The sequence below is a fragment of the Mangrovactinospora gilvigrisea genome (assembly GCF_001879105.1).
GTDB lineage: Bacteria > Actinomycetota > Actinomycetes > Streptomycetales > Streptomycetaceae > Mangrovactinospora > Mangrovactinospora gilvigrisea.
In genome coordinates this window covers 1-14,618 of record NZ_MLCF01000066.1, presented here as the reverse complement: position 1 = coordinate 14,618, position 14,618 = coordinate 1, and the positions used below count along the sequence as shown (strand labels likewise).

Genomic DNA, 14,618 nt, shown 5'->3' with positions numbered 1-14,618 from the left:
TTCATAACTTCATGGCCTTGGGCTAAAGCCACAAGGGTCGCGTTCAGGTCGCCGAGAAGGTCTGGCAGTACCACGCAGAACACGTCGATGACTTTGGGCTGCCCGCCGGCCGACTGCAGAATGTGGCGGGCGCCGAGGTCGACGCCGCTCCACCAGCGCACCCCGCGCCGGCCCCAGGCGTCGATCCGGTCGACCTCGTCCCGCAGGCGGCGCAGCTCTGCATCGGCGTCCTCGGGGTGCTCCCAGGTGCGAAGGAGCTCCTTGATCACCTTCACCGGGGCCGGCTTCAGGTGTTCCAGGACGGTCAGGTGGCCGCCGCCGTCCAGCTCGACAGCCAGTTCGACGTGCGGGAGGTAGCGGATGCCGGCGCAGCGCCGGCACAGGTCGACGAAGTGGCCGTAGACGGGTTCGAAGGGGGCCAGGCGGGCCACCAGGCGGCCGGTGGGCGAGCGGTAGACGTACGCCCAGTCACCTTGATCGAGGCTGGACCAGCCCAGGTGGTCCAGGCAGGCGCGTACGGCGCCCGGGGTTCGCAGGCCGAGCAGCGGCAGGGCCTCGGGATCGCGCATCGGCGGAGTCTGACACGGGCGGTGCCCGGCTCGCGAGCAGGTTTTGCGATCCGAGGCCGCCGACTCGTGGACAGGGTCGCGGGTGGCCCAACGGCTGCTTCCCTTCCGTGAATCGGCGGCACCGGATCCAAAAGCCTTCTCGCGCTCCGCTCCATGTGTCACACCCGCCCTGGTGCCGGCACCTGCGTGGTCGGCTCCGCGGCCGTCCTCCCCGAGCCATCGGGACGCAAGCGCTGACTTCCTGACGTCTCGACAAATAACCCGTGCGTAACGGTTGCCACGGCAGCGGAAGATGCCCGAGAGTCACTGGCAAAAAGATCGTCAGACGGGGAAGGGGCGTTGCATCATGTCCGAAGTGCCCGAGGAGACCAGGCAGTCGGGCCCGTCTCGGCGTCTCGTTACGGCTGCCCTCGCATCCGGCCTGCTGGGCGCGGGGTTCGCGGCGGGGACGCCGGCGGCGAGCGCCGCGGAGCAACGCAAGGGCCGCGGCAACGCCGCCCGCCACGACGTGCTGTTCGTCAGCGCGCACCCGGACGACGAGGCCGGGAGCCTGTCCACCTTCGGCTACTGGCGCGACAGCCGGAAACTGCGCACCGGCGTGGTGACCATCACCCGGGGCGAGGGCGGTGGCAACGCGGTCGGCCCGGAGGAAGGCGCGCCGCTCGGGCTGCTGCGCGAGGGCGAGGAGCGCTCCGCGACCGCGCTGGCGGGTATCGAGGACATCTTCTACCTCGACAAGCCGGATTTCTGGTACACGCTCTCGGCCCCGCTCACGGAGCGGATCTGGCACAAGCAGGACACCTTGGAACGCGTCGTCCGGGTGTTCCGCATGACCAGGCCGACGACCGTGGTAACCATGAACCCGCGTCCGTTCAACCAGCACGGCGGGCACCAGATGGCGGCGCGGCTGGCGATCGAGGCGTTCTTCCTCGCCGGCGACAAGCGGGCCTTCCCCGACCAGTTGGAGTGCGAGGGGCTGCACGCGTGGCGCCCGCAGCGGCTGCTGTCCCAAAACTCCGCCTTCAGCAGTCTCCTGGGGCCGGATGCGCCGAAGCAGGCCCGCACCGACCCGGACACCGGCCTGCCGGTCATCGGGGTGTGGTCCGGTCACCTCTCGCGCGAGCACGGCACGTCCTGGGCGCAGGTGGAGCGGGACGCGGTCCGGATGTATCTCAGCCAGGGCTGGGGCGCGTACCCGCCCGAGGTTCCCACCGATCCCGCGCAGCTGGGCTCGGACTGGTTCAGCGTGCTGGCCGAGAACGGCAGGAAGATCACAGCGCCGGCCCGCGAACAGAGCGGACTGCGGCCCATATTCGCCGAGTACCGCGACTGGACGCGGACGGTGGGGATGCCCTGGCTGGCCAACAACGCGCAGCCCGCCTACCCCACCCCGCCGTCCACCACGATTCCCCAGGTGGCCGCCGCCCCCGAACTCAACGGCGTCGAGGGCGACGGCGAATACCCCGGCCCGGAGTTGCCGCTGCAGTACTGGCAGGGAGACCAAGCGACACCCGACGACTGCTCGGCGACGGCGAAGATGTCCCGGTACGGGGACGACCTCTATGTGCTGATCTCGGTCACGGACGACCGGGAGGGGGCCAGTCTGGACAAGAGCGACGCCAAGCGGCACTGGCGCACCGACTCCGTCGAGATAGCCCTCGACCCCCGCGGCAACGCCGACGACACCTCGGTCACGTTCAAGACCGGCATCTTCCCGTTCACGGCAGAAGGCGGTCCGGCAGCGGAGCGGGACGCCGACAACCACCAGGGCCCGGCCGAGACGACCGCGCCCGGCATGCGCGTCGCCTCCACGGTGAGCGAGCCGTACAAGGGCTACACGATCGAAGCCAAGATCCCGCTCGCGGAGCTTCCGGCCGCGGCGGACCCGCAGCGATTCGCGGCGAACATCATGGTGTACGACTCCGACACCCAGGACAAGACCGGCCAGACCCGCCTTGCCTGGGCGCCGTACGGCAGCGCCCAGGCCGATACCTACGTGTGGGGCACCGCCCGCCTGGAGGGCTACACGCCCCCGCCGGACCGTCCGACTACCCCCGCCGAGCCGGTGATTCCCACGGAGGCGGCGCGCAGTGCGGACTCCCGCGCCAGCATCGACCAGGCCCGTCGCACCGGCGTCCCGCTCGCCGGAGGCCCGCTCCCCTGCAAGCGGCCGCTGAGGTAGCACCTGGCGGCGGGGCCGGACGGCTCCCCCGGCGGAGTTCCAGGTCGGGACCTTCACTCCGCTCTGCGTCCCATGACATCGTTGATCCTCGGCGCGCTCGGGATCCCGCCGGCCTCCAGCCGCGCGGCCGTCTCAAGGCCCAGCACAAACTGTTCGCGCATCCGGGACGAGACCGCCTTGGCCACGAACCGACCGCGGGGGTGGGTGACCGCGAAGGCCGCGGAGTTCATCCCGCCCTCGATCACCTCCCGCGGCCTCGCTCATCCCCCGGTTGCTGGCCCGCACCGACACCGCGCCCGCCGGCACCCAGGTGACCAACTCCTCACGGCTGCTGGCGATGACGCGGTGCGGCACCGCACTCCACAGCACGCCGCGGCACCGCTCCTCGATCACGATGACCGCACCCGGGGCGAACACCGGCAGCACACGCATCCCGGCAGGATGCCCGGCCCCGGCCACCCCATGCATCCATGGACCGGCCCGCGAGACACCGCCCTCCCGGCCATGCCCGCCGGATGACACCGAGTCAGCCGCGGGGACGGATCGGGCAGGGGCGGCCGCAGCACCTCGGCGCGCCCCACCCGCGAAGGCAGGACGCCCGGATGCCGACGCCATCGGCGGGCAGTCGTGTTCGGTTCGGGCCCGGCAAGGTGAAGTGACGAGAACACGGCGAGGCGGCCTGGGCACGTTCGGCGTGCAGGACGGCGCCGAGGCCGGAGGGGAACCGGGCGACGCGGACGATCACGTATGGGACAGGTCCGGTCGTGACCGCACCCACGGTCCGCAGAATCAGGTGAGGGCGGCGGCCAGGCAGGTGAAGGCGGCGATGATGACGGCGACGCGGACGTAGTGGAAACGGTCCCAGCGGGCTATCTGCTGCTTCCAGTCGGCCGGCCGGTCGCCGGCGGTCCAGGTCTTGACCCGGTTGTTGATCGGGACGAGCACCGCGACCGACAGGATCACGCTGAGGACCAGCAGCGCGGCAGAGGCGATCAGGAGTCCGGCGCCGCGCTGGTGCCATCCGGCCACCGTCCGGATCACGACCAGGGCGAGCGAGGCGATGTACCAGGCCGGCATCACGGCGCCGCCCACCCGGGCCCCGTGGGTGCGGCCGCGCAGGCCCGTCTCGCCGGGGAGCGCGTTGAGGATCGGGTTGCTGAAGAAGGGGACGGAGAACTCCACCCCCACCATGACGCCGGTGACGACGATGGTGATGGTCTCGAGTGCGTTGAGCATGGGAACGCCTCCAGTTCCTAGCAGTGCTAGATAGTGATGCAAAGCTAGCACTGCTATCGCTCGCATGTCTAGCGCCGCTAGTGGAAGTTGGCGCCGCAGTCCCGTCGGGCGGACGGGGCGACGGCAGATGGCGGCGCCGCAGCACCGACCAGATGCCCTCCACCGTCACCCAGGTGTTCGCGCCCGCGGTCTTCCAGCGTGTGTTTCGGGAATCGCCGCGCTCCACACTGCATTTCCGCACCTGGCACGACGCCATCTACGAGGACCTCGACCGGGGGGTCGTCGACCTGGTGTTCTTCGCCCGATCAACGCCACTCACCGCCCTGCACACCGAACATCTCCTCGACGACCGGTTCGTCTGCGTGCTTTCCGCCGACCACCCGCTCGCCGAACGTCCGGCGATCGCCCTGGAGGAGTACCTGGACGCCACCCATGTCATCGTCGGCACCCTCGGCGAGCGTCAGACCGCGATCGAGCAACGTCTGGACGACCTCAGAGAGCGCCGCCGGGCCGGACTGACCATCCCCTACCATTCCCTGGCCCTGCGCTCGGTCCCGGGCACCCGGCTGATCCTCACCCTGCCCGCGCGGCTACTCGTGGAGCAACGCCCGGACCCCGGCATCCGAATCCTGCCCGCCCCCGAGGAAATCCGCCCACTCGGCTACCAAATGGCGTGGCATCCCCGGCTCGACGGCGACCTGGGGCAGCGCTGGCTCCGCAACGCCATCCGCGCCGTCACCGCCGAACTGCCGGAGCCGGCACAGCACTAGCGACTGGCTCCTGCTCCCCTGCGTGGTGCTGCCGTGGGCCGTCGAGCAGTACGGCGCCGCGCTGGTGCCCACCGGCTGACGCCTCGGCTTCAGCCGGCCGCCGACTCGTCGTCGTCCTCGTCCAGCTCCGGCGCATCCGGGGCGCGCAGTGGGCGCAGGGCGCCGGCGGCCGGGGTCGAGGCGGTGAAGCTGCAGCGGCCGAGCAGTTTCAGGTTGCGGTGCTTGAGCGGGGGCAGGCGGGCGATGCCCTGCGTCCCGCAGTTCGTGACCCTTGGCGCGGAGCTGGGTGACGGCGGCGTTGGGGTACATCGTGGTCCACAGCACGATGGCGTTGAGGACCAGGCCGAGCGAGCCGAGCTGGTCTTATCCGAACAACTGACCTTGTTGGTGTGCTGTCGTGAGGGGCCGACAGCCACCGGCAGCAGCGGTATCCCGTCCCCATGAGGTGTCAGCAAGGCGGCGGCCTGACGTACGAGGGACGGGCGTGTCGAGAACGGATCCGCCAGGAAGCCTCCGCCATGTTCGCCGCCGGCCAGGACAATCCCCCGCCCTCCGACCGAGGCGGTTGTGTTCTTGAGGCTGGTGCTCGTTACCGCTGATCTGCCGGCCCGGGCGAGGCGCGTTCCCGTCGCCCGCACCGGAGCGGTCAAGACGGCGAAGGCGCTCGTCGCCGACCGGTTCGCGAGCGGCGCGATCGACGGGTACGGCTACCACCGCCCAATGTCGGCGCTCCACATCGACGCACCCAACCAGACCGAACACTGGCAGTGCCCCAGTCGGCCCTCGACACACTACTACTTCTACGTAGTATTACTACGCGGTGGTAGTAGTCAGTTGGATCTGAGGAGCCGTCATGCCGCGAACCGTCTCTCATCCCCTGTTCGCCCGCCTCTACCCGCGCATCAACGCCTTCGCCGAGGCGCACGGATCGCTCGACCACCGCCGTGAGCTGCTGGAGGGTATCCGCGGCCGGGTGGTCGAGGTCGGCGCCGGAGCGGGCGCGAACTTCCGCCATTACCCCGAGCACGTCGAGCAGTTGATCGCCGTCGAGCCGAAGCCCCGGCTGCGCGCGCTCGCCGAGCGGGCGGCCGGCGACGCGCCCGTCCCCGTGGAGGTCCAGACCGGGCTCGCCGAGGCGCTGCCTGTCGCCGACGGCTGCGCGGACGCCGTGGTGCTCTCGCTGGTGCTGTGCACCGTCCCCGATGTCGCCGCGACGCTCGCCGAGGCCGCCCGCGTCCTCAAACCGAATGGCGAGATGCGGTTCTACGAGCACACCGTCTCGCCGCGCCCGCGCCACGCCCGGCTGCAGCGGATGCTCGACCCCGTCTGGCGGAGGCTGGGCGGCGGCTGCCACCTGGCCCGCGACAGCGAACGGGCCATCCTCGACGCCGGGTTCGCCATCGAGCGGGTGCGCCGCTTCGACTTCCGTCCGAACGGCCGCCGCAACCCCTCCTCCCCGATGATCATCGGGGAGGCGCGGCCGAGCAGGGCGATACTGGAGAGGGCTGAGGCATGACCGGTGCAGGCGAAAGGGGGCGGCCCGTGGCGCTGGGCGCACTGGAGTCGGACGTGATGCGGGTGCTGTGGACGGGTGACACGCCGCTGACGGTCCGTGAGGTGCTGGTCCGCCTCAACGCGGCACGCGGCGGCGAGCCGCTCGCCTACACCACCGTCATGACCGTGCTCGTCCGCCTCGCCGCCAAAGGCGCCGTAGAGCGCACCCGCCGCGGCCGCGGTTTCGTCTACGCTCCACTCACCACCGACGAGGCCGGTATCGCCGTGGCCGACGTGCTGCGCCGCTACGGCGGCGCCGCGGTCGCCCACTTCTTGGCCGCCGTGGAGACCGCCGACCCGGACGCCCGGCGCCGCCTGCGGCGGCTCCTGGACGAACAGGACGGTGGCGCGTGACGGCCGCCCCACGCGGGCTGCGAGCAGACGGCGCGTTCTGGGCCCTGCTTGCGGTGGGCGCCCTGGAACGCGCTGCCCTGGCGACCGCAACCTGTTGCCTCGCCACGGAGCTGGCGGCGCGGGCCGCGCGGCTGGGCGCGGTCGGCCTGGTCTCCGGCTCGCCAAGCCCGTTGCCGGCGGTGGCGGCGGTCGCGCTGACGGTCGCAGGCGCGTAAACGAGGCCGACTCTGCGCCAGCCACGCAGGAACTACAGCCGCCCAGCCGACGGACGGCCCACGCCACCGCCGATCATCGATGTGCGGATCGGCGGGCTGCGCCTGACGGTCAGGCACCTTCCCATCAGGCTGCTGTCGGCGCTGTTCACGTCGCTCTCGGTGGTCAGCACGCACCTGACGACACGCTGGTCGCCGGCTGGCGGGGGCGGCCGCGGCCGGAGCACCGGCCCACCGACCCCAGCAGAAAGCACGCAGCCTGACGGTGGGTTCCACGGGTTCATGCCGGGTCAGCAGCAGGAGCTGCCGGTGGTGTTGGCGCAGCCGTCAAGCCGGCCCGAGGCGCCTGCTTCGTCGCGTTGTGGGGGCCGAAGGCCGGCGATCGTTCCCCTCCTGCGATCCAACAGATACCGCTTCCCCCGAGGAACCGCTTGTGCTGGACGCCGCCGGCCTCGTGCAGGACTGGGAAGCTGTGTCAGAACTCGCGTTGAGTGACATTCCGTGACCGTCGAAGTCCGGGCGGCAGGACGCTTCCGCAGCCGCACGATCCTGCCGACTCTCGCCCACCAACCGATGCGACCGACACACCGACAGCAGCAGTGCGGCGCGCAAATTGTGTGGTCCGAGACTTGGTGCGCATGTGAGGCTTGTTGCGTGGTCAACCAATCAGCACCGTTCGTCGACGATCCGGCTACCGATCCGGTGCTGCTGAGGGTGCTGGCGGCCGCCGGTCTACCGGCAACCGGGCGCTTTCTTCCAAGGGCCGGCTGGGTCAGCCGCGTGTGGGTCGGCGATGAGTATGTCGTACGACTGAGCAACGGACGGTTCCGCGACTCCTTTCGCCATGAGGCCTCAGTCGTCAACCTGCTCGCCGGCAGCGAGGTCCCCCACACCCGGATCCTCGCCCACGGCGACGGCCCGGACGGGCCGTGGTGCATCTCCGAACGCCTGCCCGGACAAACCTTGCACGAGGCATGGCCGGCGGCGGACTCGCACACGCGCCAAGCAATGATCGAAAGCCTCGGCCATGCGTTGCGCGCACTTCACCGCGTTCCTGTGCCGGCCGACCTGCTGCCGCCCTGGCTGGCCGACGCGCTCGCCGGCAAGCCGTGGCCTGCGTTCCACCCACCCGTAGTGCGTGCGGCCCTCCAGCAGGTCGAGGCTGCCCGGCGGCTGCCCGGTCACGACTCGCGCCTGCTCGCGGACGTCGCCGGGTGGATCCAGGAGCGGCTGGCGTTGTTCGCCGCCGACGAACCCGTCCTCGTCCATGGTGATCTGCATGGATCCAACGTGATGGTCGACCAGGGACGCGTCACCGGTCTTATCGACTTCGCGGAGGCGCTGGCCCAGCCGGCGGATGTCGAGCTCGACATCATCCTGCGCTGGTGCGCGAAGGCGCGAGACCTCCCGCCCACACCCGACGGGCAGGGACTCGACGAGGCCACACTCACCGAGGTCCCCGGATGGCTGCACGGCGCGTATCCGGAGTTGTTCGAGCGCGAGCATCTGCACGAGCGGTTGCACTTCTACGACATGTACGAGGAGCTCGCGCTCTACGCACACCACCCCCAGCCTGATGTACGCGAAGCAACGCAGGACCGCATCGCTCGCCTGCTTGCCGGCCATAGCCATCTGGACGGACTCGTCTGGTAGGTCGCGATGGACGAGATGGCCCTCGCCAACCTCGACTACGGGAGGCACCACTCCGATATCGGCCAGCCGGGCGTCGATCACCAGCGCCTGCGTCCCCCGCCGGGCTACCCGGGTTGTGCCCATACTTCCGAGCGGATCGCCCACGTCCCAGTCGGCGGGGTCAGGCAGCAGGGAACGCGCATATTCCGATGTGAGGCGAACCGTGTCGACCATGCGCGGCAGTACAGCAGCCGTGGGGCGAACCGGCGAAGAGGATTCCGGGGACCTTGGCCATCGAAGTCGCCCTGCTTCAGAGGCAGCCTGCGCTGGCGGAGCGGACCTCACTCGGGCCGTAGCCCGGAGTGGGTGCGGCTGCTAACGTCCGGACCTGACAAGTCCATACACGCCTTCAGAAGGTCATGCCCCGATCGACCGATCGGTGCAGGAGCTCGGGCAGCTTCGGCTTAAGAGCGTCTGAGGTCACACCTACCAGCACCCGCACAGCGGGCAGTGGTCGGAGTGATTTCGGGTGCTCTTTTTCGTATGCCGGGGCGGCCACCGCCAACCCGGCGGGAAGAGGGTAGGCAATGAGCAACGACAACGCGCAGCACCATCAGGTCACTGCGCCGGCCGCAATCTTGGTAGCCGGAGGGCCGGGCTCGGGGAAGTCCACTGCTGCGCAGGTCCTTCGAGAGCGGGGGGTGGACTCGGTCGACCTCGACTTCGGATACGCGCGATGGGAAGACGCGGACGGGAGTCCGGTTCCGTTTCCCGCGGAGCCGACCCGTGGGTGGCTGGACGCGCACCGATGGCAGTGGCAGGTGGACCTGCTCGACGCCGCGCTGGCCGACCGCGGCTCCGGGCCGACGGTCTTCACGGGCACTGCACGCAATATGTTCGAGCTGTTGGATCGGTTCGATCTCGTGCTGCTCCTGCGGATGGATGATGCGACCCGCAGGACCCGGTTGGCCGATCCGCAGCGCGCCAACGTCTTCGGACGTGTCGGGGACACGGCGGCGTGGTCGGCCTGGTGGCACAAGACCGTTGAAGACGAACTGCTGAAGAGACGGACCCAGGTGATTGACGCGGCCGAACCCATCGATTCAGTGGTCGCAGACATCCTGAGGTGCCTCAACCGGTGAGTCGACCGACCTGTTGGGACACAGGCACTCAGACGGGTCCGAGGCGGGTGTGGGGCGGTGCAGGCACCTGGGCGCGCACCGGCATGCCGGGCCGCACCTCGCCGCCGACCTGAACAACACTCATGATCCCGGCCCGGCGGACGACTTCGCCGTCACCGTCGCGCAGCAGCACCTTCTTCAGCAGTCCGCGCCAAAACCGGTCGATCTGCCCGCAGGGGTTGCGCAGCCCGGTCACCTCCACCACCGCCTCCGGGCCCAGCTGCAAGCGGGTGCCCGCAGGGAGGGCCTGAAAATCACGTCGCCGCCCCGGGCGCGGCGCCGGTGCGGGCCACGACCCATTGCCAGCGCTCCTCGCCCTTGGCGATCAACTCGTCCACCAGCAGCGTGAACCCGGCGTCGGCCAGATGGCGGCGGTTGGCGGGCATGTCGTGGCTGGAGAAGTAGACCGGGGCGCCCAGCCACTGCGCCACCTCGCCGTGGGCGGCGCCGGTGCCGAAGGAGGCCAGCAGCAGGCCGCCGGGGCGCAGCCAGCGGGCGATGGCGGCCAGCATCCTGGGCTGCTCGCCCAGTGGCAGGTGGTTGAAGCAGTAGAAGGCGGTGACGGCGTCCACCGAGCCGTCCGGGAGGTCGAGCGCGGTCATGTCCGCCTTGCGGAAGGCAGCAGTGGGCACGTTCCAGCGGGCGTGGTGCAGCTGGGTGGCGGACAGGTCGACGCCCAGCACCCGGTAGCGGCGCGCGAGGGCGGCGGTGGCCGGGATCCCGGCCCCGCACCCCAGCTCCAGCACGCTCGCCCCGACCGCAAGCTGCGCATCCAGGTGCGGCAGGAACGCCAGCCGCGGATCGTCCTGGACGCCCTCGACGTAGGCGGCCAGGTACGCATCCGCCTTCGCGTCGTAGAACGCCTCCACCGTCTCCTGCGGCACCTCGCTCATGGCCGTCAACCTAGGCATGGCGCCGACCAGCCGTCACCTCGATTTCTCGTGTGCGGTCTCAGGGGCGTTCCCAGGCGCCCTCGTTGACGGGGCTGCGGTCGCGCAGCGGCTGGCCCTCTTCCCGTTCGGCAGCCCCCCGTTCCAACGCCTCGTCGGCGACTTCCGGCGCCGCCTGGTCGCCGAGGCCGCCGCCAGCGACCTGCCCGGCCTGATCCTCACCTTCGTGCCGGCCCACGACCAGCCCGAGGACCGCGCGGCCATGTTCGCCCACGCCCAACCCTTCCGCGAGCGCGGCGGCCGGGTGCTGTGCCTGGAGCTGCCGGCCGACCAGGACGAACGGCTGCACCGCAACACCTGCCCCTCCCGGCTCGCCGCCAAGCCCTCCAAACGCGACCTTCAAGCATCCCGCCGGCGCCTTGTGGAACTGGACGCCACCCACCGCCTCACCTCCCGCCCCGGCGAACTCGCCCCATGGGCCGAGCACCTGCACATCGACAACACCCACCAAGAAGCTGCCCACGTCGCCACACAGACCATCGCCCACTTCGACCTGCCCGCAGCACACGAACCCCGGACCGCAGCCGAAGCCACGCCCCCTGACACCACGTGACCCATGTCCGTTCCGGAACCCGGGCGCCGGGCACCTGCTCGGCTCGCGCCCTCAGCGGTACCGTCCGCCCAACACGTGACACTCTGACATTCTCAATATAGATTGTCAGAGTGTCACGTGATGATGCCGCCGCCAAGCGCGCCCGGATCGTCGACGCCGCCGTCGACGTCTTCAGCCGATACGGCTTCCGCCGCACCTCCATGGAGCTGCTCGCCGACGCCGCTGACGTCTCCCGCCCCGCCCTCTACCAGCACTTCCGGAACAAGAACGACGTCTTCACCGCAGTCGCCGAACTAGTCGGCGACCGCATGGCCCAGGCCGCCCGGCATGCCCTGGAAGGCGGCTCCGGCACCGCAGACCGCCTCCACGCCGTCCTGTCAATCAAGCTGGAGACCGCCCTCGGCGTCACCGACTCCGGCCACCTGGCCGAACTGGTCGCCGAGGCGGACACCAGGGCCCATACAAGCCGCGCCCCCGTCGAGCAGCGCCTCGCCGACGTTCTGACCGAAGTCATCACGCACGCCGACGACCTCGACCCGGAAGCCGCCAGCATCCCGCCGCACGACGCGGCGGCACTGCTGCTCGACGCCACGGCCGGCATCGGCCGCGCAACAGACCCCCCGGAAGTACGGCGCCGCCGCCTGCGCCAGTTGGTCGACCTCACCGTCCGCGCCCTCGGCGGCGCCACCCCCAGGAGTTGACCGATCCTATGCTGACCACCCTCCTCCTCGCCTTCGCCGCCGGCTTCTGCGCCGGCAACGGCCTGCCCTACTACACCGCCGGCAGCACCGGCGAGAAGTCCAGCCCCTCGCCGTGGCGGGAATCAGCCGCGGGCAACGTCCTGACCGGCTCCTTCCTGCTGGCGGCCGCCGCCGTCTGCTGGCATTACGCCCACGTCTCCGACCACCCCGCAGCCGGCTGGCCCGCTACGGCCGTCGGCGTCGTCCTGGTCGGCCTCATCCACGCCCGCCTCTGGCGACGCGACCCCTGGCACCGCAACACCCCGCCCGACGCGCAAAACTGACCGCGCAGCAGCACGCCGCCATCACCGCTACCCCACACGTCCTGGCAGGTCCCGCGGCTCGGCCCTTCGGCGGGCACCTCGCTGCTGCGGACGGGCACCGCGAACGTCGAGCCGGCGTCGGGCACGGTGCCGCGCGGCCGAGCCGCGCCCGCGAGCCTGGTCGGCGCCGACATCGGCCCGGTCGTGTTCGGTGATCCGCACGAGTGCTCCCCCCGACCGGGACGCATCGGTGGCGCGCGAGCCAGACACGGAAGGAGGGCGGCCGGGCGAGCGCGGGGACTCGTCCGGCCGCCTCATCCGCCTGACGGTGGACCAACCCGCCTCCGAGGCCGAGGAGTCGGCCGGCCCGGGCGGCGGCCGGCGGTCTGCCGCGCGCCTCCGAGTCCTCCAACTCCAGGCTGCAGGCGAGGTGGAGCGGGTCAAATCCCCTGGAAGCGGGTCCACACATTACGGAGGTGGGCGGCGCCGGCCAGGCGCAGGGGGGTTGCGCCCTGGGCGGTGGACAGGCGGATCCGGACGGCGGCGCCGCCTGCGGCGAGGCGGACGGTCTGGCGGATGGACTGGTCGGCGAAGCCCTGCTCGGCCCAGATGGGGAAGCACGGTGGCGGGGCAGCGCCCTGGCGGGGTCGGAGCAGGGCAGGGCCCCGGGGCGGGGGGTCCGGCAGGCGAACCGCTCGTCCCGGGCCCGTCCCGGTGCGCGGGGCCGGTGGCGCGGGTCTAGTCGGCCGGGGCCGTGCGCCACTGCCCGGCCGGGGAGACGCCGGGCAGCGGCCGGCCGATCAGGGCGAGCGGGATGAAGAAGTTGACCTGCCCGATCGCCATCGCGAGGGTGGCCAGCGCGGTGGTGTCGTAGTGCTCGGCGGCCCGCGCATACAGCTCGTCGGGGACGCGCTCGCCGGCTTGAGTCGGCGTCAGCACCGCCTCCACCAGCTCCAATGCCACCCGCTCGGCCACGGTGAAGTAGGGCGCGTCCGGCCAGGACGCCACCGCGGTGATCTTCTCCTCCGGTACTCCGGCCCGGCGAAGGTTGCCGGTGTGCAGCACCGTCAGATAGGTGTTCGCGACCAGCTGCCCGGCCCGCAGATGGACCAGGCCGATGGTGCTCCGCGGGACCGCCCCGTTCCCGATGATCTTAAACAGGGCGGCGCCGACGTCGCCGAGCTCGGGGACCAGCTGCTGGGGGTCGGAGAACCGGGAGGTGAGCCCGTCGGGGGTGGTGTCCGTCGCGTTCATCGGGAGTTGTCCTTTCGGTGTTGCGGGCCGCTTCCCGCCCGCCTGATCGAGGAGTTCGCTGCACTGGCGTCTCGTGCGGGGCGAATGCGACCGGAGCGGTCGCCCTTCTTCGGTGGGGAGGCCGACCGGCAGGCCCTCACCTGCCGGGGACCGTCACCACGACCTTGCCGACCTGGGTGCCGGCCTCCAGGTAGCGGTGCGCCTCGGCGATCTCCTGAAGCGGGAAGGTGCGGTCGATCACGGGCTGGAGCAGCCGGCGGGACAGGCCGTCGAGGACGAAGTCGACGGCGGCCTTGCGGCGCGCGACGTCCCGGGTGGTCTCAAACAGCTCGAAGCCGCGCAGGGTCAGGCGCTTGCCCAGGACGTCCATGACGGGCAGGGTGATGCTCGATCCGTCCATGGCGCCGTAAGCGACGATGATTCCGCCCGCTGCCGCGGCCTCGGCGAGGCGGGCGGTGGCCGGGCCGCCGACCGGGTCGAAGGCGACGCGTGCGCCGGCTCCGCCGGTGAGCGCGTGGACGCGGGCAACCATGTCCTCCTCGGCCGTGGCGATGACCTCGGCCGCGCCGGCGGCCAGGAGCCGGTCGCGCTTGGCACCGGTGCGGGTCAGGGCCACCGGCTGGGCGCCGAGCATGCGGGCGGTCTGGATGGCGGCCAGGCCGACGCTGCTGGAGGCGGCGGGCAGCAGCACGGTGTCGCCCGCGCGCAGTCCGGCGGCCTCGACGAGGCCGCCGTAGGCGGTGATGTACGGCATCCACAGCGCGGCCGCCTGCTGCCAGTCCAGAAGGTCCGCCGGGTGCTTGACGACCGCGTCGGCGGGGGCGAGGACCAGCTCGCCGTGGAGGGCGTACTCGGTCATGGGGAAGGCGGGCACGACGCTGACGGCGTCCCCGACGGCCAGGTGGCCGACACCGCCGCCGACCGCCTCGACGGTGCCGGATGCCTCGTAGCCGATGCCGGAGGGAAGGACCGGATCGATCACGTACGTGCCGGAGCGGAACATCGCCTCGGCCCGGTTCAGGCCCAGGGCGCGGGTGCGGATGCGGACCTCGCCCTCGGCGGGGGCGGGGATCTCAACGTCCTCGACGCGCAGCACCTCGGGGCCGCCGGTCCGGTCAAAGCGCACGGTTCGGCTCATGGGGGGACTCCAATCAGACGGGGATGGGCG

17 protein-coding genes and 1 pseudogene are annotated in these 14,618 nt (G+C 71.2%); 9 read left to right on the top strand and 9 right to left on the bottom strand.

What is annotated here, in order from left to right:
• Window positions 1–569 (bottom strand): hypothetical protein (locus tag BIV57_RS13480; RefSeq protein ID WP_139275647.1); only part of this gene is annotated, 569 nt, incomplete at its 3' end.
• A gap of 346 nt (window positions 570–915) precedes the next feature.
• Here BIV57_RS13480 and BIV57_RS13475 point away from each other — a divergent pair.
• Complete coding sequence (locus BIV57_RS13475; protein WP_071657017.1) at window positions 916–2,751, top strand: sugar-binding protein; 1,836 nt, start codon at window positions 916–918, stop codon at window positions 2,749–2,751.
• Between the two features lie 53 nt (window positions 2,752–2,804).
• On the opposite strand, the gene BIV57_RS13470 is transcribed toward BIV57_RS13475, so the two are convergent.
• Window positions 2,805–2,996, bottom strand: coding sequence for a hypothetical protein (locus BIV57_RS13470; protein ID WP_071657016.1), 192 nt, complete (start codon window positions 2,994–2,996; stop codon window positions 2,805–2,807).
• Between the two features lie 544 nt (window positions 2,997–3,540).
• A complete protein-coding gene (locus BIV57_RS13465; RefSeq protein WP_071657015.1) occupies window positions 3,541–3,987 on the bottom strand; it encodes an anthrone oxygenase family protein in 447 nt (148 codons plus the stop codon).
• Window positions 3,988–4,139: 152 nt separating this feature from the next.
• Between BIV57_RS13465 and BIV57_RS13460 the strand changes: the two genes are divergently transcribed.
• Complete coding sequence (locus tag BIV57_RS13460; RefSeq protein WP_245797651.1) at window positions 4,140–4,757, top strand: LysR substrate-binding domain-containing protein; 618 nt, start codon at window positions 4,140–4,142, stop codon at window positions 4,755–4,757.
• Window positions 4,758–4,846: 89 nt separating this feature from the next.
• Here the strand turns inward: BIV57_RS13460 and BIV57_RS26790 are convergent.
• Window positions 4,847–5,120 (bottom strand): annotated as a pseudogene (locus BIV57_RS26790) (Tn3 family transposase); the annotation flags it as partial.
• A gap of 490 nt (window positions 5,121–5,610) precedes the next feature.
• Between BIV57_RS26790 and BIV57_RS13450 the strand changes: the two are divergent.
• Both BIV57_RS13450 and BIV57_RS13445 read left to right on the top strand, forming a co-directional pair.
• On the top strand, window positions 5,611–6,273 hold the full coding sequence (locus tag BIV57_RS13450) for a class I SAM-dependent methyltransferase (RefSeq protein WP_071657013.1): 663 nt from the start codon (window positions 5,611–5,613) through the stop codon (window positions 6,271–6,273).
• Between the two features lie 26 nt (window positions 6,274–6,299).
• The gene (locus BIV57_RS13445) at window positions 6,300–6,665 is read left to right on the top strand and encodes a BlaI/MecI/CopY family transcriptional regulator (protein WP_245797649.1); all 366 of its coding nucleotides are present in this window, start codon (window positions 6,300–6,302) and stop codon (window positions 6,663–6,665) included.
• Between the two features lie 247 nt (window positions 6,666–6,912).
• Here BIV57_RS13445 and BIV57_RS25170 read toward each other — a convergent pair whose 3' ends face one another.
• Window positions 6,913–7,050 carry a hypothetical protein gene (locus BIV57_RS25170; protein WP_175548750.1) on the bottom strand — a complete coding sequence of 46 codons (138 nt, stop codon included), beginning with the start codon at window positions 7,048–7,050 and terminating at the stop codon, window positions 6,913–6,915.
• A gap of 481 nt (window positions 7,051–7,531) precedes the next feature.
• Here BIV57_RS25170 and BIV57_RS13435 point away from each other — a divergent pair, with 481 nt between their 5' ends.
• Both BIV57_RS13435 and BIV57_RS13430 read left to right on the top strand, forming a co-directional pair.
• Window positions 7,532–8,530, top strand: coding sequence for a phosphotransferase family protein (locus BIV57_RS13435; RefSeq protein ID WP_071657010.1), 999 nt, complete (start codon window positions 7,532–7,534; stop codon window positions 8,528–8,530).
• 566 nt (window positions 8,531–9,096) lie between these two features.
• Window positions 9,097–9,651, top strand: coding sequence for an AAA family ATPase (locus BIV57_RS13430; RefSeq protein ID WP_071657009.1), 555 nt, complete (start codon window positions 9,097–9,099; stop codon window positions 9,649–9,651).
• 28 nt (window positions 9,652–9,679) lie between these two features.
• Here BIV57_RS13430 and BIV57_RS13425 read toward each other — a convergent pair whose 3' ends face one another.
• Both BIV57_RS13425 and BIV57_RS13420 read right to left on the bottom strand, forming a co-directional pair.
• Entirely contained in the window at window positions 9,680–9,916 is a 237-nt protein-coding gene (locus BIV57_RS13425) for an MOSC domain-containing protein (RefSeq protein WP_071657008.1), read from the bottom strand.
• Window positions 9,917–9,944: 28 nt separating this feature from the next.
• The gene (locus BIV57_RS13420; protein ID WP_071657007.1) at window positions 9,945–10,583 is read right to left on the bottom strand and encodes a class I SAM-dependent methyltransferase; all 639 of its coding nucleotides are present in this window, start codon (window positions 10,581–10,583) and stop codon (window positions 9,945–9,947) included.
• A 16-nt stretch (window positions 10,584–10,599) separates the two neighbouring features.
• Here BIV57_RS13420 and BIV57_RS13415 point away from each other — a divergent pair, with 16 nt between their 5' ends.
• From BIV57_RS13415 to BIV57_RS13405, 3 genes are all read left to right on the top strand, one after another.
• Window positions 10,600–11,193 carry a hypothetical protein gene (locus tag BIV57_RS13415; protein ID WP_139275645.1) on the top strand — a complete coding sequence of 198 codons (594 nt, stop codon included), beginning with the start codon at window positions 10,600–10,602 and terminating at the stop codon, window positions 11,191–11,193.
• 110 nt (window positions 11,194–11,303) lie between these two features.
• On the top strand, window positions 11,304–11,894 hold the full coding sequence (locus BIV57_RS13410; protein ID WP_071657005.1) for a TetR/AcrR family transcriptional regulator: 591 nt from the start codon (window positions 11,304–11,306) through the stop codon (window positions 11,892–11,894).
• An 8-nt stretch (window positions 11,895–11,902) separates the two neighbouring features.
• The gene (locus BIV57_RS13405) at window positions 11,903–12,217 is read left to right on the top strand and encodes a hypothetical protein (RefSeq protein WP_071657004.1); all 315 of its coding nucleotides are present in this window, start codon (window positions 11,903–11,905) and stop codon (window positions 12,215–12,217) included.
• A 717-nt stretch (window positions 12,218–12,934) separates the two neighbouring features.
• Here the strand turns inward: BIV57_RS13405 and BIV57_RS13400 are convergent.
• Together BIV57_RS13400 and BIV57_RS13395 are read right to left on the bottom strand one after the other, a co-directional pair.
• Window positions 12,935–13,450 carry a carboxymuconolactone decarboxylase family protein gene (locus tag BIV57_RS13400; protein ID WP_071657003.1) on the bottom strand — a complete coding sequence of 172 codons (516 nt, stop codon included), beginning with the start codon at window positions 13,448–13,450 and terminating at the stop codon, window positions 12,935–12,937.
• Between the two features lie 136 nt (window positions 13,451–13,586).
• Window positions 13,587–14,588, bottom strand: coding sequence for a zinc-dependent alcohol dehydrogenase family protein (locus tag BIV57_RS13395; RefSeq protein ID WP_071657002.1), 1,002 nt, complete (start codon window positions 14,586–14,588; stop codon window positions 13,587–13,589).
• Between the last annotated feature and the right edge of the window lie 30 nt (window positions 14,589–14,618).